This window comes from Magnetococcus sp. PR-3, assembly GCF_036689865.1.
Classification (GTDB): domain Bacteria; phylum Pseudomonadota; class Magnetococcia; order Magnetococcales; family Magnetococcaceae; genus Magnetococcus.
The window spans coordinates 85,324-108,068 of record NZ_JBAHUQ010000003.1; the positions used below are offsets into that span (position 1 = coordinate 85,324).

At 51.1% G+C, this 22,745-nt stretch carries 19 protein-coding genes; 14 read left to right on the top strand and 5 right to left on the bottom strand.

Annotated features, from left to right (window positions below):
• Positions 1 to 46 precede the first annotated feature (46 nt).
• On the bottom strand, positions 47 to 1,348 hold the full coding sequence (locus V5T57_RS03335; RefSeq protein WP_332889740.1) for an ammonium transporter: 1,302 nt from the start codon (positions 1,346 to 1,348) through the stop codon (positions 47 to 49).
• A gap of 841 nt (positions 1,349 to 2,189) precedes the next feature.
• Here V5T57_RS03335 and pheA point away from each other — a divergent pair.
• The 5 genes from pheA (at position 2,190) to rpsA (ending at position 8,563) form a co-directional block, all read left to right on the top strand.
• Positions 2,190 to 3,296 carry a prephenate dehydratase gene (gene pheA, locus V5T57_RS03340; protein WP_332889741.1) on the top strand — a complete coding sequence of 369 codons (1,107 nt, stop codon included), beginning with the start codon at positions 2,190 to 2,192 and terminating at the stop codon, positions 3,294 to 3,296.
• Positions 3,297 to 3,305: 9 nt separating this feature from the next.
• Complete coding sequence (locus tag V5T57_RS03345) at positions 3,306 to 4,199, top strand: prephenate dehydrogenase (protein WP_332889742.1); 894 nt, start codon at positions 3,306 to 3,308, stop codon at positions 4,197 to 4,199.
• A 286-nt stretch (positions 4,200 to 4,485) separates the two neighbouring features.
• Positions 4,486 to 5,823, top strand: a complete 1,338-nt coding sequence (gene aroA, locus V5T57_RS03350) for a 3-phosphoshikimate 1-carboxyvinyltransferase (protein WP_332889743.1) — start codon at positions 4,486 to 4,488, stop codon at positions 5,821 to 5,823.
• Positions 5,816 to 6,502, top strand: coding sequence for a (d)CMP kinase (gene cmk / locus V5T57_RS03355; protein WP_332889744.1), 687 nt, complete (start codon positions 5,816 to 5,818; stop codon positions 6,500 to 6,502). The genes aroA and cmk overlap by 8 nt, the downstream gene beginning before the upstream one ends.
• A 348-nt stretch (positions 6,503 to 6,850) precedes the next feature.
• Positions 6,851 to 8,563 carry a 30S ribosomal protein S1 gene (gene rpsA / locus V5T57_RS03360; protein WP_332889745.1) on the top strand — a complete coding sequence of 571 codons (1,713 nt, stop codon included), beginning with the start codon at positions 6,851 to 6,853 and terminating at the stop codon, positions 8,561 to 8,563.
• Between the two features lie 310 nt (positions 8,564 to 8,873).
• Here rpsA and V5T57_RS03365 read toward each other — a convergent pair whose 3' ends face one another.
• The 3 genes from V5T57_RS03365 to V5T57_RS03375 form a co-directional block, all read right to left on the bottom strand.
• Entirely contained in the window at positions 8,874 to 9,257 is a 384-nt protein-coding gene (locus V5T57_RS03365; protein ID WP_332889746.1) for a hypothetical protein, read from the bottom strand.
• Positions 9,258 to 9,499: 242 nt separating this feature from the next.
• Positions 9,500 to 10,669 carry a glycosyltransferase family 4 protein gene (locus V5T57_RS03370; RefSeq protein ID WP_332889747.1) on the bottom strand — a complete coding sequence of 390 codons (1,170 nt, stop codon included), beginning with the start codon at positions 10,667 to 10,669 and terminating at the stop codon, positions 9,500 to 9,502.
• Positions 10,670 to 10,907: 238 nt separating this feature from the next.
• A complete protein-coding gene (locus V5T57_RS03375; protein WP_332889748.1) occupies positions 10,908 to 11,687 on the bottom strand; it encodes a substrate-binding periplasmic protein in 780 nt (259 codons plus the stop codon).
• 302 nt (positions 11,688 to 11,989) lie between these two features.
• Between V5T57_RS03375 and rpiB the strand changes: the two genes are divergently transcribed.
• The 9 genes from rpiB (at position 11,990) to larB (ending at position 20,474) form a co-directional block, all read left to right on the top strand.
• Complete coding sequence (rpiB, locus tag V5T57_RS03380; protein ID WP_332889749.1) at positions 11,990 to 12,436, top strand: ribose 5-phosphate isomerase B; 447 nt, start codon at positions 11,990 to 11,992, stop codon at positions 12,434 to 12,436.
• Positions 12,437 to 12,499: 63 nt separating this feature from the next.
• On the top strand, positions 12,500 to 13,768 hold the full coding sequence (gene glyA, locus V5T57_RS03385; RefSeq protein WP_332889750.1) for a serine hydroxymethyltransferase: 1,269 nt from the start codon (positions 12,500 to 12,502) through the stop codon (positions 13,766 to 13,768).
• Between the two features lie 225 nt (positions 13,769 to 13,993).
• Positions 13,994 to 15,124: a bifunctional diaminohydroxyphosphoribosylaminopyrimidine deaminase/5-amino-6-(5-phosphoribosylamino)uracil reductase RibD gene (gene ribD, locus V5T57_RS03390; protein WP_332889751.1), complete on the top strand. Its 1,131-nt coding sequence runs from the start codon at positions 13,994 to 13,996 to the stop codon at positions 15,122 to 15,124.
• Between the two features lie 222 nt (positions 15,125 to 15,346).
• Positions 15,347 to 16,030, top strand: coding sequence for a riboflavin synthase (locus V5T57_RS03395; RefSeq protein WP_332889752.1), 684 nt, complete (start codon positions 15,347 to 15,349; stop codon positions 16,028 to 16,030).
• A 10-nt stretch (positions 16,031 to 16,040) separates the two neighbouring features.
• Complete coding sequence (locus V5T57_RS03400; protein WP_332889753.1) at positions 16,041 to 17,267, top strand: bifunctional 3,4-dihydroxy-2-butanone-4-phosphate synthase/GTP cyclohydrolase II; 1,227 nt, start codon at positions 16,041 to 16,043, stop codon at positions 17,265 to 17,267.
• Between the two features lie 20 nt (positions 17,268 to 17,287).
• Positions 17,288 to 17,758 carry a 6,7-dimethyl-8-ribityllumazine synthase gene (gene ribH / locus V5T57_RS03405; RefSeq protein ID WP_332889754.1) on the top strand — a complete coding sequence of 157 codons (471 nt, stop codon included), beginning with the start codon at positions 17,288 to 17,290 and terminating at the stop codon, positions 17,756 to 17,758.
• Positions 17,759 to 17,761: 3 nt separating this feature from the next.
• Positions 17,762 to 18,253 (top strand): transcription antitermination factor NusB, encoded by a 492-nt coding sequence (gene nusB, locus V5T57_RS03410; RefSeq protein WP_332889755.1) that lies wholly within the window; start codon positions 17,762 to 17,764, stop codon positions 18,251 to 18,253.
• Complete coding sequence (gene thiL, locus V5T57_RS03415; RefSeq protein WP_332889756.1) at positions 18,253 to 19,269, top strand: thiamine-phosphate kinase; 1,017 nt, start codon at positions 18,253 to 18,255, stop codon at positions 19,267 to 19,269. Before nusB ends, thiL begins: the two co-directional genes overlap by 1 nt.
• Before the next feature lie 425 nt (positions 19,270 to 19,694).
• Positions 19,695 to 20,474: a nickel pincer cofactor biosynthesis protein LarB gene (larB, locus tag V5T57_RS03420; protein ID WP_332889757.1), complete on the top strand. Its 780-nt coding sequence runs from the start codon at positions 19,695 to 19,697 to the stop codon at positions 20,472 to 20,474.
• Positions 20,475 to 20,634: 160 nt separating this feature from the next.
• Here larB and asnB read toward each other — a convergent pair whose 3' ends face one another.
• Positions 20,635 to 22,509 carry an asparagine synthase (glutamine-hydrolyzing) gene (gene asnB, locus V5T57_RS03425; protein WP_332889758.1) on the bottom strand — a complete coding sequence of 625 codons (1,875 nt, stop codon included), beginning with the start codon at positions 22,507 to 22,509 and terminating at the stop codon, positions 20,635 to 20,637.
• Positions 22,510 to 22,745: the final 236 nt, after the last annotated feature.

Here is a 22,745-nt window from a genome sequence, read left to right on the forward strand (position 1 = left end):
TAGGGCTGAACCCCACGGGCTTTTAAGTTCAGATATGCTCTGGAACTTAGAGGTTATAACCCCGTTCGTCGTGATCAACCAGATCAAGACCCTCGGTCTCTTCATCCCGGGTCACACGCAGGGTCATGAACAGGCTGATCACCTTAAAGATCACCCATGTCACAACACCGGTATAGAGTGCCGTCACCACCACAGCCATTGCCTGGGTCATGAGCTGACCCATCATTTGTGCGTCAGACTCCAGCCCGTGGCCACCAAACATAGGGGCCGCAAAGATGGCCGTCATCAGTGTACCAATAATGCCACCAATACCGTGCACGGGGAAAACATCCAGGGAGTCATCAATTTTCCACTTCTGCTTAACCAACATGGTTGCAAAATAGCAGACCACACCGGCAATAAGACCAATCATAAACCCACCAAAGGGGCTGATATATCCTGAGGCTGGTGTAACCGTACCCAGACCTGCAACCATACCGGTCACAATACCCAGCACACTGGGCTTACCGTGGCGCATCCACTCCATCGCCATCCATGCCAGGGAGCCTGCTGCAGCACCCATATGGGTCGCTAAAATGGCCCAACCTGCGGCACCATCTGCTGTTAGTGCAGAGCCACCGTTAAACCCAAACCAACCCACCCACAACATGGCTGCACCTGCGTAGGTCATGGTCAAGTTATGGGGGAACATCACGGTTTTTTGGAAGCCATTACGTGGACCTAAAACCAATGCAGCAACCAGCGCTGCCACACCTGCGGTGATATGGACCACCACCCCACCGGCAAAATCCATCACACCAGCTTCACTCATCCAACCGCCACCCCATACCCAGTGACAAACCGGGATGTACACCAGCAGTAACCACAGGGTTGTGAAGGGCAGGATGACACTAAAGCGGATACGCTCAGCAAAACCACCGATAACCAGTGCGGGGGTAATAATGGCAAAGGTCATTTGGAAACCAGCGAATACCCCTTCAGGCAGAGTTCCATTGATGGTATCCAGAGTCATACCGGAGAAGAAAGCTTTATCTAGCGTACCGATAAAGGCGTTTCCACCATCAAAGGCCAAGCTATAACCACCCGCCAACCAAAGAACCGAAACCAAACAGGCAATGGCAAAACACTGCATTAAGATGGAGAGGATGTTCTTGGTGCGGACCAACCCTCCATAAAACAGGGCCAAGCCAGGTAGGGTCATGAACAGCACCAATGCGGTCGTGGTAAGAATCCATGCCGTATCGGATTTATCCAAGACATCTTCTGCTGCAAAACCGATTTGTGGAATGATCAAAAGAAGGGCGGCCAGGGGGAGAGCCCTGACGAGACGTGATGATAAAAGCATCATTCTCTTTCCTGTGAGAGCATGTTAGAATTGTGAAGCCTCATATTTAATCACATGCATTCGGAGAAATCGACTGATTTTTTTGGTTTTTTCTCGAATATGCTCTTTTTTTTACCCTTTTTCAGTGCAAATAATCATCAAACTGCTCTCTATTATTTATATATGATTATTTATTGTGCATACCTTCTGCGCGTGCTTTTGGCTCAAGTTCAAAGAATGATGCCATAAGGAGCATGCCATGGCATCGGTGTGGTGTTTGCCAAAATGATCAAAAGCGTGTTCCAAAGCGACCCACTGGAAGAGGTCGGGGTGCTGTATCTGGTTAATGATCCTCCTCCTCACCATAACCATTGGGTCCTCATCATCCCTTTTCACGGGTAGCAGATGCTTTTTAAACATCTGTATCGTAAGTTGCACGCATTAACCCAACGGATGAGATCATCGACACCGCTATTCTCTAAACCGTTTAATGCAAGGCTTGGTTGCATATTCCAGCCCATTAACATGTGGTGTTAGCCTATCCATGAAAAAGTAGCTTAACGCTCTATCCACGCGGTCTACCGTGCCCTAACCTGATAACAGATGGTTTAAATGCTGCTATTGATGCATCCAGCCCATTGTTTAAATGTGTTTTTCTATTTGTCATCAACGTACGATCCTGCCTATATGAGAGGATATCAAACCCTGATCCACCCTGGCTCTTTAGCATCCTCGCCTAGCCATTAGGCATGAAGATTCTTCCGTTCTCTGACTGCTTCGACCTATCAACCTTTTCAATTACCGTGTTGATTGGCTATCATGAACCGTTTTCAGGCACCAACCCAAACCCCTGATAGATCTGCCCATGTCCAATGACCCCATAGATCTCAACCCCACCAACCTGGTGGAACTGCGTGATGGTATTGATGCCATTGATGATCGCGTCCATGATCTGCTCATGAAACGGGCAGAATTGGTGGTCAAGGTCGGTGAACTCAAAGGCCAAGGACCTGCGGGCACCCCTTTTTATCGTCCTGAGCGCGAAGCACAAATACACCGCCGCCTAGAAGCTAGGCATCAGGGGCATATGCCCATGGAGGCGGTACATCGTATCTTTAGAGAGATTATCTCAGCCTCCCTGAATTTGGAAAAACAGCTTTCGGTGGCCTATCTGGGCCCAGAGGCAACCTTTACCCATGAAGCAGCCCTTAAACAGTTTGGCTCCGCTTTTACCATGTTCCCGGTACGAACCATTGCTGAGGTGTTTCATGAGGTGGAGATCGGTCGCGCCAACTTTGGTGTGGTACCGGTAGAGAACTCCTCAGAAGGTGCAGTGATCCATACCCTGGACCGGTTTGTTCAATCGCCACTCAATGTCTGTGGGGAAGTGATGATGGCTGTTGAGCATAATCTGCTCTCTAAAGAACGCAGCTATGATGATATTCAGGTGGTCTATGGCCACTTCCGCGCTTTGGATCAGTGTGCCCAATGGATTGCCCACTATTTACCCAAAGCCAAACGGGTTGAAGCATCATCCACGGCAGATGCGGCAGAAAAAGCCCGACAGGAACCCCACACGGCGGCCATTTGTGGCCCCTTTGCGGCCAATCGGGATGAGCTGTCGGTGATTGCTGAACATATTGAGGATAAAGCCCGCCTGGAAAATCGTTTTTTGGTGGTGGGTAAAGAGAGCCCGTCACCATCAGGGGCAGACAAGACCAGTATTATGGTCTCCTTTTTGGATGACCCTGGCTTTTTGCACCGTATTCTTGGGGTCTTCTCGGAGCACAACATCAATTTGACCCGTATTGAATCCCGCCCCACCCAAGAGCGAGCTTGGGATTATCTGTTCTTTATTGATATGGAGGGGCACCGTCAGGATAAAGCCGTGGCCCACGCGCTGGATATGCTATCTGCCATTTCCGGTGTTTCTATGAAGATTCTTGGCTCCTACCCCCAACGCGCACTGTAGGAGAGGCCCATGTCTTTTCTGATTAAACGACTCACCTTGATCGGTGTGGGATTAATGGGGGCCTCTCTGGCCCAAGCCCTACGCAAAAAGGATCTGGTGGGCGAGATCGTCGGTGTGGATCGCAGCCGGGCTTCTTTAGAGTATGCTTTGGAAAATGGCATTATTGACCGGGCAGAAACCCAACCTGCCCGTGGTGTACACGATGCCACCCTGGTGCTGATCGCTACCCCGGTCTCTACCGTAGTCTCTATGGTTGAGGATTGTGCGCCTGGCTTAGCCAACGGTGCTGTTGTGACCGATGTAGGCTCTGTGAAGGGTAAAATTGTTGAGCAGTGTGAAGCATTGATGCCCGAAGGTTGTACCTTTGTGGGGGGGCACCCTATTGCTGGCCGGGAACATTCGGGTGTTGAGGCCTCTTTAGCCTCCTTATTTGATGGCTCACGCATCATTCTCACCCCCAGCGAGACCACACCACGTCCGGCCATAGAGCTGGTGACGGAGATGTGGGAATCGGTCGGGGCCAGTGTAGAGAACATGGAACCCCACTGGCATGATCAAGTGTTGGCGGCAACCAGCCACTTACCGCACTTGATGGCCTACAACGTGGTTAACACGTTATCGGATCTTGAGGATCATCTGCGTAGTGAGGTGTTTCGTTACGCAGCCAGTGGCTTTCGGGACTTTACCCGTATTGCCTCCTCCGACCCCACCATGTGGCGGGATATCTGTTTGGAGAACAAGGATGCTATTTTAACCATCCTGGATCGTTTTAAGCACGATCTTGAAAAATTGACCAAACGGGTTGAAGAGGAAGATGCCGATGGACTGTATGGCATTTTTGCCCGGTCTAAGGATACCCGAGCCCGCATTCTACAAGAGAACAAGGTGCTACGGGGTGAGTAAGACGTACCGTTGCTAGCTCATAAGCACCACCACGCATCATACGCATGCGTAACGGCTGTGCTTAAAGCGTGTGGTATGGCGCGTGCTTAGGTGGGCCAGCTTAAACCTAATCACACCTCTATCAGCAACCTATACCTCATACCCATAGGTTTAGCTATAGGCCGTCAAGAAGCCAGCCCAAAGGGACGGGGCAGAGAGCTACCCGGTACAGATATTTTAAGTTGGATGTCGTATAGAACCGACCCTAGCTTGACTTTACGTAAAGTTGAAATGAAGGAAAGTATCCATGTCCAGCACCCAATCTGGTCGTACCATCCGTAGTGGCACCGCACATTCATTGTCGGGGACCATCCGCCCTGCGGCGGATAAATCTATCTCCCATCGTTCCATTATTTTTGGTTCATTGGCGGAAGGGCAGACCCACGTCCAGGGCCTGCTTGAGGGAGAAGATGTCTTGCGCACGGTCGATGCCTTCCGTGCCATGGGTGTGCCCATTGACCGGCTTGGGGATGGTGAATACCGCATTGAAGGACAAGGCTTGGATGGCTTAAAAGAGCCAGAGGATATCCTGGATATGGGTAACTCTGGAACCGCCATGCGTCTGCTCTGCGGCCTACTGGCCAGCCAACCCTTTTATTCTATCTTAACGGGTGATGGCTCCCTGCGGGGTCGACCCATGGGTCGTGTGGTCAAGCCCTTAACCAAGATGGGGGCTCGTATTCGGGGTCGTGATGGTGGCCGCTTGGCCCCTTTGACCATTGAAGGTACCGAGCTTATTCCCATTACCTATACCAGCCCCATTGCCTCAGCACAGGTCAAATCAGCCATTATTCTGGCGGGGTTGAATACTGCGGGTGAAACCACGGTTATTGAACCAGCTGTCAGCCGGGACCATACCGAACGCATGCTAACCGCCTTTGGGGCCGAGGTGGAGCGTGATGGCAACAAGGTCACTGTAGAAGGGTGGCCCGACCTGGAAGGACAGGAGATTGATGTACCCGCTGATATCTCTGCGGCAACCTTCCCCATGGTGGCCGCCCTGATCACACCAGGGTCAGATATTGTGCTAGAGAATGTCGGCATGAACCCAACCCGTACCGGTATTTTGGATCTGCTGCTGGCCATGGGTGGTCAGATTGAGCGCCTGAATGAACGGGAAATTGGTGGTGAACCAGTGGCAGATTTGCGGATTCGCTATTCAGATCTAAAAGGAATTGAGATCGACCCTGCCGTCGTGCCCCGTGCCATTGATGAATTCCCCGCTTTTTTTGTTGCCGCGGCTCTGGCTGATGGACAAACGTTGGTGCATGGTGCGGAAGAGCTGCGGGTTAAGGAGAGCGACCGCATTACCGCCATGGCCGATGGTCTGAAAGCATTTGGCGCAACCATTGAGGAGCGTCCTGATGGGGCAGTGATTACCGGCAACCCCGAAGGTTTGGCCGGCGGGGCAACGGTCGACTCCCACACCGATCACCGTATTGCCATGAGTCTGTTGGTGGCAGGACTGCGTTGTAAGGAGTCGGTTTTGGTTGAGCGGTGCGATAACATTAACACCTCCTTCCCCGGTTTTTCAGAGCTCATGAACAGCCTTGGCTTTCAGTTAGAGGATCTGCCCCATGGCTAACCGTATGCGTCTTGCTGTGGATGGCCCTGCTGGGGCCGGTAAAGGTACCATCTGCCGGGCCATTGCCAACCGTTTTGAACTCGCCTACCTGGATACGGGGGCCATTTACCGCGCCGTTGGACTACACGCCTTGGACACCAACAACCGGGATGAAGCTGCTCTGGCTCAGTGGGCCACAGCCATGGATTTTCGTTTTGAAGTGGATAACCAAGGCCAGGCCCGTGCCTACCTGGACAACCAGGAGGTCACCGCACGCTTAAGGGATGAAAAGGTGGGGGAATCAGCCTCCCACGTTGCAGCCATGCCCAGCGTACGCCGTGCTTTGCTGGATTTTCAACGCAACTATGGCAACCCCCAATCGGTTATTTTAGATGGCCGTGATGTGGGTACGGTTGTGCTGCCGGATGCTGACTTAAAGGTCTTTTTGACCGCCTCTTTAGAAGCACGTGCCGAAAGGCGTACTTTGGAGTTGCAAGCCAAAGGCGAGTCTGTTAGCATTGGCGAGATTAGGAGCCGTATAGAAGAGCGTGATGCCAGGGATCGTAACCGGGCTACCGCACCTTTGGCGGCTGCGCCGGATGCCCAAACCGTCGATACGACCTACCTCAGCCAAACAGAGAGTATCGAGACGGTGGCGCGGCTGGTAGCTGAGTTGATGCCATCTTCAACCAGCACTTAAGAAATAGAATATCAAGCCCCCGTGGCTCGACATAGTTGGCCCTCTGCTTATCCCTGGTGGGATTTTCGTGCCGAGCATGAAACAGACTGGCCGATGGAATCTCAGCGGTATGGTTCCTCCCCTTCTCTTGTGGATGGATTACGTGCTGCATAGGGATTGCTTTTAAGCCGAATCATCTGAACATATGCCAGCGCATAGCTCAGAAGGTTCGGTTTTCGTTGTCTTTAAACAGGTCAGTTTTACATCCACAAACGTGGATTTAGACCTGCTCTTTTAAGCCTCTTTGGCATGGGCCAAATGGGCTGGGATTAACCCTAACCGTTTTTTGTATCCGTGAGGTAACCAGTCGTGACTGACGATCAGATTCTTGATGAAATTGCAGATGAGGATTTTGAAGCTCTGTTGGAAGAGTCCTTTAGTAAAGGTGTGGGCCGTGAAGGTTCCGTCGTTACTGGGACGATCATCCAGCGTGAAGGTGATGAGTTTATCATCGATGTGGGCTTGAAGTCCGAAGGACGCCTCACGATCCGTGAATTCTACGACGCCGAAGGTCAGCTCCCCGTAGGTGTGGGCGACTCTGTCGACGTTTTTGTTGAGCGTTGCGAAGACCAAAATGGTCTGGCCGTTCTGAGCCGTGAAAAAGCTAAGCGCGAAGAGGCCTGGGTGCTTCTGGAGCAAGCTTTCAACGACGAGAAGACCGTCGAAGGTCGTATCATGGGCAAGGTCAAGGGTGGTTACACCGTCGACCTGGGCGGCTTGGCTGCCTTCCTACCTGGTTCTCAGGTGGATGTACGCCCTGTACACGACATTTCACGTCTGCAAGAAGAGACCCAGCCTTTCGATATCCTGAAAATGGACCGTCGTCGTGGCAACATCGTGGTTTCCCGTCGTACCGTTATCGAGAAGCATCGTGAAAATGCACGCTCCGCTCTGCTGGAGACCCTGCATGAGGGCATGATCCTCGACGGTATCGTCAAGAACATCACCGACTACGGTGCGTTCGTTGACTTGGGTGGTCTGGACGGATTGCTGCACATCACTGACATGTCCTGGAAGCGTGTGAAGCATCCTTCCGCCGTGGTCAATGTTGGTGACACGGTGACCGTGCAGGTAATAAAGTTCAACTCCGACACCCAGCGCATCTCCTTGGGTATGAAGCAACTGCTGACCGATCCTTGGGAAGGCATTGGTGCCAAGTACCCCGCCGGCGCCAAGTTCAGCGGTCACGTCACCAACATCACCGACTACGGTGCTTTTGTTGAGCTGGAGCCTGGTGTTGAAGGTTTGGCACACGTATCCGAACTGACCTGGACCAAGAAGAACATCCACCCCTCCAAGATCCTGGAAGTCAATCAGGAAGTGGACGTGATGGTTCTGGATGTCGACGCCGATCGTCGTCGTATCTCCTTGGGTATCAAGCAGTGCCAGGAGAATCCTTGGGAAGCCTTCGCAACCAGCCACCCTGTCGGTGCCATGGTTAAAGGCGAGATCAAGAACATCACCGAATTCGGCCTGTTTGTGGGTCTGGATGGGGACATCGATGGTCTGGTGCACCTCTCCGACATCACTTGGGACACCAATGCTGGCGAAGAGGTACTCAAAGAGTACCAAAAGGGCCAGGAAGTGGAAGCCATGGTGCTTTCCTTGGATCCCGAAAAAGAGCGTATCTCTCTGGGCCTGAAGCAAGCTCAGCCTGACGATTGGGGCCAGTGGGTTGAAGCCAACCCCAAAGGCAACGTTGTTCACGGTAAAGTGAAAGAGGTTCTCAGCTCTGGTGTACTGGTACAACTGGCTGATGATGTCGATGGTCACATCCGTAAAGCTGAGTTCTCTCAGGATGACCGTGATGGCGCCAAGCTGACCGTAGATACTGAAGTTGAGTGTCGTGTCATGCAGGTTGATCGTCAGAAGCGCAAAATCTCTCTCTCCATCAAAGCGATGGAAGTGCAGCAAGAGCGTGAAGCGATCAAAGAGTACGCCAGCGACACCAACAGTGGCGCAACCAGCAGCCTGGGTGAAGCTCTGAGCCAGGCTCTGGAAAAGGCCAATGCTTCTGAGTAAGACTTCTTGTAAAGAAGTTGGCTGATATTAAAGCGGCCCATCCTTCGTAAGGATGGGCCGCTTTTTTTATCCCAATCTCTCTAGACAACGTAGCCATCCTTCAATACCCGTGTAGCCAGTATGGTTGCCGATTGAGCCGCGTGTCGTTGTAACGTCGTATCAACTTCTGCCCCGTTTGCCAAACGACCGATATTGGGGGCACCCTAGGCTGTCGAGTCCGCATGTTGGTTCGTAGATTCGATACAAAAAAACGGCTCACCCTTACTCCGGGTGAGCCGTTTTTTATCGTCGATACACAGGGGAATACCCTTTATTTAGGTACAGCCTGCCATGCTTCACTGGGGGCCGCATTACAATAAGACCATTTACCCAACAGTCCTTCTGCTGTTTCTTGTACCTCTAAACGGCCCCAGTATGATGTCATCTGCTGATTGCGACCTGCCTGCTGTGTTGCACAGGAGTATTTAGAGGAGCTCTGCGCCCAATAACCCGCATAATAACCCTGACCATTGCCCTTAAGGTGAATAAAGCCACTGGGGTAGCTGTCATAGGTTCCGGTAAACTGGTTGCTGTTATCTACCGAGCCATAGACAACGCCATAGGTCGTATCGTAGGCCGTTTGTGCCATAACTGGCAGTGCAAAACAGGTGAGTACCGCACCGACCATCAATGTCTTACATTTATGATGCAACATATCTATTCCTTATTGATCGTACCGAGTCATTTTAAAAACAACTCATGACGTAGGGCGTGATTTACTCATAAGAAGCGCACACCAACAACGGTAGCCTTCTCCCCTATGTTTTCAACTCAAGTGTGTTATACCCATGGTTTAACCTGATTCGATGAATGCACTGGATATACCCCAATGTACCTCGTGATAGCCAAGCTAGAGGAGACATCAAAGGTTTGCTCACGCGCTTAAACACACAGGCTTTAAGCCTGCCATGCCTCAAAATGTTCAATCACCTTTTCAACCCGTTTCACCCAACTGTACTGAGCGACCTCTTTGAGTGCAGCCTCACCCATGGCTTGTCGCATGGGTGTATCCTCCATCACACGGGTCATGGCTTGGGCCAAACCAGCACCATCATCAGGTTCAAATAGCAGCCCATTTTTACCATCGGCCAAAACTTCACGAAGAATAGGAAAATCGGATGAAATAATGGCACGCCCGGCCGCCATATACTCAAACAGCTTTAAAGGAGACATCCAATCTTTGGTGGCACAACCCTGACCATAGGGCATCATTAAAAAATCACCTGCCCATAAATAGAGAGGTACCTGATCGTTGGCCACAAACCCTTCAAAGCGGATGTTGTTTAAACCCATTGCAGACACCACAGCTTGCCAGCGCTCAATATCCTTTGGGTAACCTCCGACAATGAGAAAAAGTACCTCGGGTTTCTGTTTGGCCGCTTCCAACATGGTATCAATACCGCGGCCATCATAGAGATGCCCCACATAGGTACCGATCACCTGATCCTGTGGCAAGCCCAACTTGGTCCGTGCTTCCTGTATGGTGTGAGCCGCTTCGAACCGCTCCAGATCAACCCCATCCGGTAAGACCATGACCTTCTCTTTGGGTACACCAAAATCCCGATACATTTGGGCCAAGGGTTCAGAGATGGTGGTTAACGCCACAAAGTTGGCTTCATGGGTCAGAGAAAGCATGGCATCAATCTCAGGGGTACGGCCTGGGGGGCTGTGGGTCTCTACAATGGTTGGCAAACCCCGCTTTAGACTATGCCGAAGCAGTTGGTAGGAGCGTGTATAAACAAAATCCAACCCCCGCAGTTTGCACCGCCATGCCGCCATAGAAAAATAGAGTTCTCGCACCCAAGCCCGTTGGGACAGTTCAAAACGGCGTACCGGTAGACCGGTAATTTTAAAAGGGTGGGTCAAACCATAAAAGGACGCCATATTCTCAGGCGTTAGCCGCTTCATATTAGAGCGCCACACATTGGTGACAAATTCAAAGTCTGTCACACATTGGGACCAAGCCTGACCATTTTTGAGCATCTGCATGGCATGGGCCCGGCGGTTATCTGGCAGATCAACCGCCGCAACATAGGCAACTTTATAAGGATGTTTGGTTGGGGACATAGATCGAAAACCCAATGGAAAGGAAAGAAAAATCCACGGGCAAAGCCTAACATGTTTTGTGGTGGAGGACACTGAACTGAAAAGAACTTTTATACCGCCAACGCTGGGTGCCGTATGCATTGGGGATACTTAACCATGAACGAACCCACAGCTTTAACGTGCAGAAAAAGCCAGGCTGTGATGGGTTGACCCTTTAAAATCACCATAGGGGTATCCATCATCGATCCATCAAGTGTTATCAACAACAGTTCAGCCGCAAACCATGCTTTATTTCCATCTGCTCATAAAGCCCCTCTTGACGCAGGGCTTTAAACGCTTGGTGATAACGCTTTTTTAAGATCTGTGCCTGAGGATGGTGACGAGAGATCGCCGGAGCGCCACGATTAATGGAGGCGGGGGGATCCAGCTCACGCAACTGGCCGATCAATTGGGGCATCTCTGTTTGGATTAAAGAGTTCACCACCACTGGATCACCAATGATGGCATCCACCCGTTTGGCATGGAGTAGACGCAGCATCTGTATCTCTTGAGCCACTTCCAATTTTTTAAAATGGTTGGCCTGATCCCACCAATCGCTATATCCACCCTCCATCACCCCACCAATGGTTAACCCATTTAAGGCTTGGGGGGCACCGGATTGAAGGGGGGAATCTTTTAAAACAAAGAGGCTGATTTTTTCAATCTGCAAGGTGTCCAGGAACAGAAAGTCCTGTTGATACTTGGGCAGATCCCATAGATCTGCCACCACATCATATTTACCTGACTTCACCCCCAGCAATACACGGGGCCAGGGTTGAAAGGTAAAAGTCACCTGATACCCTGCTCTTTCAAAAACGGTACGGACCATATCAGGAATAATCCCTTGATCCACCCGATCTGGATCACCATAAGCCCCCCACTTTAACCACACCACTTTCAACTTTTCATCCGCATACGTCGTGGGTATGAAGAGCAACATGAGCAAGAGACAACAAACCAGTCGTATAGATTTATCTAACCGGGGTGTTGGGAAGATCATCCGTCACATCCTTTTGTATGCCGTATAACCCAGCCATGCATCTCTACTGATACCGCATAGCATGCATGATTCTATCTCTTTTCACAGCAAGGAAACATGACCCCACCCATTTGAGGTGAGCCACTTGACTGTCAACCGAATATCAACACACGTTTGCCGTGGGCTGTTACATGTGAGACAAAGATAATCTTTTGAATTTACAGTTCTATTTATATGCATGTGATTGTCGATGCTATCTTGGTGTTTTTTCGCTATAATATGCGGTCTCCAAATTTAGCCTTTTTAAGCGGAGCACAATCATCATGCGTGTTTTCTTTGCCTGTGACCATGGCGCCAATACCTTGAAACAGCAACTGATGGATCATCTGGCCAAACGAGATGGTGTTGAAGTGGTGGATCTGGGTTGTGATGGTACCGAGTCAGTGGATTACCCTGACTATGCCGCCAAACTCTGCAAAGAGGTTTTGGCCAGTGAGGGTGACCGGGGGGTGCTGCTGTGTGGTACCGGTATCGGTATCTCCATGGCCGCCAACCGTTATGCTGGCATTCGTGCCGCTTTGTGTCACGACGCTTACACAGCGCGACTGTGCCGAGAACATAACAATGCCAATGTTCTGGTATTGGGTGGACGCACCACCGGCCCAGCCACCGCAGAAGAGATGATCGATCTGTGGATGGATACGGACTATGAAGGGGGACGTCATCAGCGTCGCCTGGATAAAATTGAATCCAACGCCCGTGAGGTTTAAACCGGGCTTGACCATACAGTAAAAACCCATAGACCACGTTGTGTGGGAAGGACCAGACCCATCATGAATACCGCCGACCTGAATAGCTTTGACCCCGAGGTACAAGCCGCGATTGATGAGGAGTTGGGGCGTCAGCGCAATCAGATCGAACTGATCGCTTCAGAAAATATTGTCAGCCCTGCTGTGATGTCTGCTCAAGGCAGCGTTATGACCAACAAGTATGCTGAAGGCTACCCAGCCAAGCGTTACTATGGGGGTTGTGAGTTTGTTGATAAGGCTGAGGTACTGGCTATTGAGCGGGCCAAGAAGCTGTTTGGTTGTGAATATGCCAACGTACAGCCCCACTCTGGCTCCCAAGCGAATATGGCAGCCTATATGGCCATTGCGCCTGCAGGCTCTACCATTTTGGGCATGTCCCTGGCCCATGGTGGTCACCTGACCCACGGTGCCAAAGTCAATTTTTCCGGTCAGGTCTACAATGCCGTTCAGTATGGTCTAAATGGTGAGTCGGAGCGGATCGATTTTGATCAGGTTCGCGAACTGGCCAAGGAGCACAAACCCGCCATTATTGTGGCTGGTGCTTCTGCTTATAGTCGTATCATTGATTTCACCAAATTCCGTGAAATCTGTGACGAAGTAGGTGCCAAACTGGTGGTAGATATGGCCCACTTTGCAGGTTTGGTGGCGACAGGTGAGCACCCCAGCCCCTTCCCCCATGCTGATATTGTCACCACCACCACCCACAAGACCTTACGCGGTCCCCGTGGTGGTATGATCCTGACCAACGATGCTGACTTGGCCAAAAAGATCAACTCCAAGATCTTCCCTGGTATCCAGGGTGGTCCTTTGATGCACGTTATTGCCGCCAAAGCGGTTGCCTTTAAAGAGGCCCTCTCCCCAGACTTTAAGAGCTACACCCAACAGGTGCGTAAAAATGCGGTGGCTCTGGCTGAGGAACTGGTTGAGGGCGGTTTGCGTATCGTCTCGGGTGGGACCGATAATCACCTGATGTTGGTTGACCTTACCAGCCGTGATATTACCGGTAAAGATACAGAGCATGCGTTGGAGCGTGCAGGTTTAACCTGTAATAAAAACGCCATCCCCAACGATCCTCGCTCCCCCTTTATCACCTCTGGTATTCGTTTGGGGACGCCAGCGGCCACCACCCGCGGTTTTGATGAAGAGGCTTTCCGGGCCATTGGCCGTATGATTGTACGTGTGGTCGATGCCGTGGATGCAACCGGTGGTACAGGGGATGCTGCTATTGAAGCAGATGTGCTCAAACAGGTGGATACTCTGTGTCAAAAATTCCCTCTGTACGACAATCTGTAATTCACTAAAACAGGTTTAAATTGGCGTGCTTGGCCCCGATAAGGGCTGGGCGCGCCAATACTGTCTTTGGCCATTGTGCTTTCACCAAACAGAACCGTAAAACCTAAAAGTCAGAAAACTTGGGCAAAATGAATACACCTGGTAACCGGCTTTTATTGGCATGTTCTTAATCATTGTTTAAAAGATTTTTGCTCACACAAACATTCACCTTCAGAGGGTAAAACCATGGCCAAACCCGATGCTGGTAAAGACCGCGCCTATATGGACCAGGCCTTGCGACTTGCAGCCCGAGGTCTCGGCCGCACCCGCCCCAACCCCACTGTAGGGTGCGTCATTGTTAAAGATGACCGGGTTATTGGCAAAGGGTGGCACCGTAAAGCGGGTGGTCCCCACGCTGAAGTGGAAGCCTTACACATGGCGGGTGAAGCCGCACGGGGCGCAACGGCCTATGTTACCCTAGAGCCCTGTAGCCACCATGGTCGTACACCGCCGTGCTGTGATGGGTTAATTAAGGCGGGTATTCGCCGTGTGGTTGCGGCGATGGAAGATCCCAACCCCCAAGTCTCCGGACGGGGGTTCCAACGGATGAAACAGGCGGGTATTTCCGTAAAGATTGGGGTCCGTGAGGATGAAGCACAATCCCTGATCCGACCCTTTATCACCCGTATGTTGCACAACCGACCGATGGTCACCCTGAAGTCAGCAGCCTCTTTAGATGGCAAAACGGCCACACGGGAACGGCATAGTCAGTGGATTACCGGTGCTGCCGCACGAAAAAGAGGGCATCGTTTAAGAGATACCCACGATGTCATTTTAACCGGGGTACAGACCGTTATTGATGATAATCCCCGCCTAACCTGCCGATTAGAAGGCGGACGGGACCCCATCCGTGTGGTGGTGGATAGCACATTAAAACTGTCGGAGCGTGCTGGGGTGATCAACCCAGACTCGACGGCCCCCCTTTGGGTTGCCACCACAGCGCGTGCGTCGGAGACCAAACAGAAGCTGTTTCAGCTACTACCAGGGGTCGAGCTTATTCTCTGTTCAGCCAATGAAAATGGCCGGGTGGATTTAAAAGATTTAATGTCACAACTGGCCGACCGTGATGTAACCAGCATTTTGGCGGAGGCAGGTGGCATACTTTCCGGCTCGTTGCTGGATAAAAAACTGGTCGATCGTGTGGCGCTGTTTATGGCACCGATGTTGATCGGAGGTCGTGAGGCTTCTGGTATTCTGGACGGGTTGGGTGCGGCCAAACTTTCTGAGGCACCCAGGCTGAATAATGTTACGCTTAGCCCACTGGATGGTGATCTTTTAATTGAAGGGTGCGTGGTCTACGGACCCAATGATGAGTAACCCTAATCACCCCTAGGCTCGGCTCTGCTAAGCTTGGCTTTTTATAGGGGTATTGGTTTGACATCATGGGTTGAAAACGGTGACACACATCCACAGTTTCACCCAGATCCCGTGGCCATGCCATAACCTATGGTACGGTTGATATCTCACCCTTTTTGTATAAGGTTGCCTGTTAGGTAACCTCATCTAAAAGGGTGTGAGGCGTACCATGAAGAGCTTAAAGTGACGGACACCATGTTTACAGGACTCATTGAAACGGTCGGCCAAATTACCACCTTGGAAAAAGGGCGTGGAGACTGGCAACTGACCGTACAGAGTGATCTGCCGATGGCGGACGTTAAGTTGGGGGACTCCATTGCCGTCAGTGGGGCCTGTTTGACCGTTACCCAGATGTCAGGCCATCAGTTTACGGTTGAGGTCTCGCAAGAGTCGGTGGATAAAACCACGTTTGATACCATGCAGGTTGGACAAGCGGTTAACCTGGAACGGGCACTACAAATGGGTGGCCGTTTGGATGGTCACTTGGTTCAAGGGCATGTGGACGCTGTGGGTTGGTTGGAGTCCCAACAGACCCGCGGACGGTCCATTGAACTTTGGTTCCGTGTGCCCGCGGATATTGGGCGCTATATTATCCCCAAAGGATCCATTGCCATTGATGGTATTAGTTTAACCGTCAATCAGGTCGTGGATGGGGAAGATGCAACACGGTTTTCGATCAATGTGATCCCCCTTACACAGCAAAAGACCACCCTTGGTGGGCTTTCTGTGGGTGGACGGGTCAATGTGGAAACCGATTTACTGGGTCGCTATGTGGAGCGGCTGTTACGTCGTGGTGCCAACTGTGCAGTTAAGGGTGGTTCCGGCGACATCACAGAGGCGTTTTTAAAAGAACGCGGATTTGCTTAAAGACGGTACGATGTCAGATTTCGATTCCATTGCGGACATTCTGGAAGATTTTCGCCGGGGCAAGATGGTTATCCTGGTGGATGATGAAAACCGCGAAAACGAAGGCGACCTGATTGTTGCAGCCGAGTTTTGCAACGATGAGGCGGTTAACTTTATGACCAAATATGGTCGGGGGTTGATCTGTCTTTCTCTCTCTCAAGAGCGGGTGGAGAAGTTGCAACTGCCACTGATGGTGGTAGACAACGATGCCAAATTTAAAACCGCCTTTACCGTCTCCATTGAGGCAAAAACCGGGGTAACCACGGGTATATCTGCACAAGACCGGGCCCGCACCATTGAGGCCGCTATTGATGAAAACAGTGGCCCAGAGGATATCTCTCGCCCTGGTCATGTTTTCCCCTTGGTGGCCAAAGATGGGGGTGTCTTGGTACGTGCGGGTCACACCGAGGCTTCGGTCGATCTCTCCCGTCTCAGCGGTTTAAAACCCGCAGCGGTGATTTGTGAGATTCTTAAAGATGATGGAACCATGGCCCGTGTGCCTGATCTGATCCCCATGGCCAAAGAGATGGGCATCAAGCTTGGTACCATTGCTGATCTGATCGCCTATCGTCGCCAAACCGAACAGTTGGTACACCGGGCGGTAGAGACCCGTCTACCCAGCGCTTATGGTGGTGAGTGGAAGTTGGTTGCCTATACCAATGATGTGGATGAACACCAGCATGTGGCCCTGGTTCAAGGGAATGTGGATGATGGTGAACCTGTTTTGGTTCGGGTCCATTCCGAATGCCTAACCGGTGATATGTTTGGTTCCCTACGGTGTGATTGTGGGCCACAGCTACAAGCGGCTATGGAACAGATTGGTCGTGAAGAGCGCGGTGTCATTGTCTACCTGCGGCAAGAGGGACGTGGCATTGGTTTGATTAATAAAATGCACGCCTATAACCTTCAAGATGAAGGTCGAGATACGGTAGAGGCCAATGAAGCGTTGGGTTTCTCTGCAGATCTGCGAGACTATGGTATTGGTGCTCAGATTTTGAAAGATCTGGGTGTTACCCATATGAAATTGATGACCAACAATCCCAAAAAGATTGTCGGTCTGACCGGTTATGGTCTGGATGTGGTGGATCGGGTGCCGTTGGAAATTGAACATGGCACCACCAACGAACACTACTTGAAGGCCAAAAAGCACAAGATGGGGCATCTGCTACGGCAGTTCCCTGAAACCAACGAATCATAACCTACTAAGAAGGAGAGGACATGGGCGACATTATTGAACTGGAAGGTCATCTGACCGTTGATGGCAAGAAGTTCTGCCTGCTTCTGTCCCGTTTCAACAGCTTTATCACCGAGCGCCTGCTAGAGGGGTCCATTGACTGTATTTTACGTCACGGTGGTAAAAAAGAGGACATTACCGTAGCCCGCGTTCCTGGTGCTTTTGAGCTGCCCTTGGCCGCCCAAAAAGCAGCCAAAAGCGGTAAGTATGACGGTATCATCTGCTTAGGTGCTGTGATTCGTGGTTCAACCCCGCACTTTGATTATGTCTCTGCTGAAGTCACCAAAGGTGTGGCCTCTGTGGGCTTGGAGCATGAAATGCCCATCGGCTTTGGTGTGTTAACCACCGATACCGTGGAACAGGCCATTGACCGTGCGGGGACCAAGGTTGGAAACAAAGGTTGGGAAGCAACCATTTCCATCATTGAGATGATTAATCTGCTGGATGAGATGTAAAGTATGGCACGCAAATCGGGCAAATCCCGCAATACCATCCGTCGTGGTGGTCGTACCAAGTCTCGTGAGATCGCGCTACAGGTTCTGTATGGCTGCGAAATCGCGGGGGATCCTATTGAACCAGCTATGATGAATATGCTGAAAGATCCCCATTCCGAAGGGATGGATAAGGAGTATTTCAGCATTCTCACCCGTGGGGTAGCGGAGGAGCGTCAGGGGTTGGATAGCTGGATCGGCCGGGCTGGTGCAGGCTGGTCGATGGATCGTTTATCGGTTGTGGACCGCAATGTATTGCGCTTAGGCATTTATGAACTGCTTAAACAGCCCGATGTACCCCATCGGGTCATCATGAACGAAGCCATTGAACTTTCTAAACGTTTTGGTGGGGAAGAGTCCAGCCGTTTTACCAACGGTGTTATGGATAAAATCGCCAGTTTGATGCGGGATGAGGGGGCCGTACCGATGCGGGTATGGGGCCAACAGGAGTCGAAATAATGGTGGAAAAAAGCGTTGCCAACCTCGGTGAGTTTGGTGTGATCCACGATATCTTTGCCCCGATCCAGCCAAAAAATGGTGAAGGGGTACAGTTGGGTATTGGTGACGATGCCGCTGCATTATCGGTACCCCGCACCCAAGATCTATTGGCCACAACAGATACCATGGTAGAGGGCATCCATTTTAACAGCGATGCCGACCCTTACCTGCTGGGTCAAAAAGCGTTGGCGGTTAATCTATCCGACATTGCGGCCATGGGGGGTATGCCCCGTTGGTTTTTGCTCTCTTTGGCGGTACCTAACCGTACCTCACAAAGCTGGATGGAAGAGTTTGCCCGTGGGGTGAAAGCTGCGTCTGAAAACCACCAGGTGGCTTTGGTTGGGGGGGATACGGTTCGCTCCAATGCCAAGATTGTTATTACGGTACAGCTGCTGGGTTTAATTGGTCAGCAACGTGCTGTGGCACGGTCAGGTGCCCAGGTTGGGGATAAGCTCTTTCTATCAGGCACCTTGGGTGACTCCGCGTTTGGTTTGGCCCATATGCTGGGTAAGTTACCTGTGGGATCTGCCGATGATGTGAGCTTTTTAAGCCGTCGTCATGATCTGCCTGAACCCCGTATTACACTGGGGATGGCGATTCAGGATGCCGCACTTGCCCATGCTTGTATTGATCTATCCGACGGCCTGGTTGCAGACCTCAACCACATCTGCGAAGCCTCCAAGGTTAGTGCGGTGGTGGATGTAGAGAAACTCCCGTTCTCTGACTCTGCAAAGCGAGTCATGGATCAGCATGGATCGTCCGCCCTGGAGCTGGCCTTAACCGGTGGTGAAGATTACGAGCTGCTCTTTGCTTTTGCACCAGGGGCTGCAGAAGAGGTGGCTAAAATTGCGGATCAAGTGGGGGTTTCGCTGGTTGAGATTGGTGAAATTACCAAAGCAGAAGGCAAACCCACGGTCACCATTCAGCAGCAAGGCCAAGCCATGAATTTGGCTCAGAGTGGCTGGACACACTTTTAAAAGTTTAAACCCTGGCTGGGCAAATATATGGGCTATTTTGCCCAGCCTAGGGGTAAACTGACTCTCGTTTGTCGGTACTAAAAGGTGATGATAGGGAGCACCGCATCACCCCTTTTTGCAGCTTGGGCACACCCTCAACCGTTGTCACCGGCACCACCCTAAAAGGGTGTGCATGGGGGGGCGTATACCGGCTTTATATGGCCGATGTTGCCTCTCACTATCCAAGATAAAAGACACCTCACGTATTCTTAGGTCACATCTGCTTGAGAGATTATGGTGCGATCATAAGCGACCAACCGAGGGCATCGTGCGAACTTCTCTCCCCGGCCCCCCTCAAACTATTTCATGACCTAAGCCATAACTTACGTGTATAAAACGATACTGAAACGTTAGATGATTCACACCTCAGCATGGGATGGTTTATTATGTCACCCGAGCAGCTCAAAATCATTCTAGAACAGGTTTCTGAAGGCAAGCTCACGGTTACGGATGCCCTAACCGATCTCAAACACTTTCCCATGGACACCATCCAAAACCATGGCCAGATTGTGGCCCGTTTGGATACCCACCGGGAACTACGCCACGGTTTTCCTGAAGTCATTTTAGCGCAGGGTAAGAAATTTAATCATCTGCATGCCATTACCACGCGTGCTTTAACCCATGGCCGGGATCTGCTTATTACCCGTATCGGTAAAAAGAAGGCCGCCAAACTGCTGAGCCACCACCCTCAATTACAGCACCACCCCCTACCCCGTTGTATGACCTGGCAGCACGATCCTAAGCAACAAGGTACCGGGCTGGTTGCGGTACTCTGCGCCGGAACCAGTGATCTTGCGGTTGCAGAAGAGGCGGCCCTAACAGCCCGTATGTTGGGGGCCACTGTAGAAACCCACTACGATGCCGGTGTCGCTGGTCTACACCGCCTACTGGCTGCCAGTGATCTGCTCAAACGTGCCCAGGTCTTTATTGTGGCTGCAGGTATGGAAGGCGCCCTGCCCTCTGTGGTGGGTGGATTGGTTGACCGACCAGTGATTGCCGTACCCACCTCCCAGGGCTATGGAGCCTCTTTAGGTGGTATGGCCGCCCTGCTCGGTATGCTCAATAGCTGTGCCTCTAATGTGACGACGGTCAATATTGATAACGGCTTTGGGGCGGGCTATGTGGCGGCACTAATTAACCGTACCGGTCAGACTCAGCAAGAGTAAGAGATCACACCCCTTAACATGCGTTGACGTTCATGATCTCTCAGTCTCTTTTTGATCCCGTTGCGCGCTGCCCACCTTGTACACACTCTACTTTTGCAGGAATTCACATATAATATATTGTTCCACCAGTGTATTCAGCGCTACCCAACCCAGTTATGCCCTAATGCTGTGATGAGGTATGCTGCTTCTCATGATGTCCCAGCGCCAGAGCGTTCCACAAAAAGCTTTTATGGTCTGCCTGATTATGCAGATGCTGTTGCTCCAGATTCTGCATCGCCAGTGGGTTAAGCATGGGGGGGTGGGGTAAACCTTTAAGGGGCAAATGACCATCCCTGAACCATCCCCCTACCGGCACACCAAAACCTTTCTTACGACGGTAAAGAATTTCATCAGGAATCAAACCCTCCAGGCTACGTTTGAGCAGATATTTGGTTTGTCCCTTATGCAACTTGTACTGCCAGGGTATGCGGCGGATAAAATCGACCAGCTCAATATCCAAAAAAGGTGCCCGGATTTCCAAACTGTTCATCATGCCTGCCCGGTCGGATTTAACCAAAATATCTTCCTGTAGATAATGGTTAATGTAGAACGATAGCGTACGATCGACGGGGTTGGTCTCATGGCAGCTCGTCCAATCCTCCACCGCTTCAGCATACAGCTCAGCAGGATCCACTTGGGTTTGAAACAGCTCTTCCAGATCGGATGGCTCTAAAGCACCCAGCCAAATGGGCATCCAGTGGGGGGGGGCATGGCCCAAACCCCGCAACGCCCGCTTGATTTTAAACTCCAAACTCATATGGCCATGACGGGTGGGGAGTAGATCCATCAATTTACGCACACCACCATGGAGCAAGCGTGGCATTAAACGGTGGTACCAGTGGGCTTGCCGCAGCACTTTAAAGGGGTCATAGCCAGCCAAGAGTTCATCAGCACCATCCCCAGCCAAGGCCACCACAACCTCTTTACGCGCTTGTTGGCAGAGCAGATAGGTTGGTAACAGAGAGGTATCAATAAACGGGTCATCCAGTTTGCTTAAAATCTCTGGTAAAAGAGCCCGAGCTTTATCCATGGAGAGCACATCAATGCGATGATCCAACCCAAACTTGTTTGCAATGGTACGTGCATAGTGGGTTTCATCAAAGTTGGCCTCTTCAAAACCAATGGAAAAAGCTTTTAAACTGGCACCATCTGCCTGCTGAGCGGCTAAGCCGAGAATGGCCGAAGAGTCCACCCCGCCACTAAGAAAAAAGCCTAAGGGACGATCGGCAATCATACGTCGTTTAACGGCAGCCCCAAGTAACGCGCGTAGCTCCTCCCCCCAACTTTCTTCAGGGTTTTTAGGGTAGCTGGTAAACGGATCAGGTTGATAGCGCCAGTAACGGGTTATTTCAACACGATCAGATCCCAAAGAGAGCTGTAGGTTACAACCAGCGGGGAGTTTATGAATGGTTTTATAAAGGGTCTTTGGGGCGGGTACATAGCCATAGGCAAAATACTTCATCAACCCCATTTGATCATAATGTTTGGGGACCGATGGATGTTGCATGAGTGCACGCAGCTCAGATGCAAAAACAAATTGGCTCCCTTGTTGATGGTAATAGAGAGGCTTTTTACCAAAACGATCTCGGCTAAGAAAAAGTTGCTGGCAGGTTCGATCATATAGGGCCAACGCCCACATACCATTAAACCGCTCCACCATGGCGGGTCCCCAGGCCTGCCAAGCGTGTAACACAACCTCAGTATCTGAGTGATCGGTTATAAAATGGTGACCTTTTGCTTCGAGCTCCTGCCGTAATGCCTGAAAATTATAGATCTCCCCATTAAACACCACACCAAACTGACCATTGGCACTCCACATGGGCTGCTGGCCCCCGGCCAGATCCAAAATAGAGAGACGTCGGTGCCCAAGAAACAAGGGGTGGGTGGGATCTTGGTAAACCCCGCCATCATCCGGACCTCGATGATGGAGCTGTGCATTCATACGTGCCAGGTCTTCCGTATTACCGTGTCCATAGAACCCGCAGATACCACACATACTTTTGGTAAACTCCAATATTGTTATGTAACGGTTGGACGATAAACCTAGCGTAAATACGTAACCCTATGAATTAAAAAGGCTGATATATCTCTATTGTGCGCATTTTCACAACTAAAAGTCCATGTATGAACTTATCGACCATTTGGCTTTATCCCACCTGTAAAAAAAAGAGACACGTTATCTTTAGAGATTTTGTAGAAAAGCATCGGAATGATGGGGGTTCGGGTTGACTT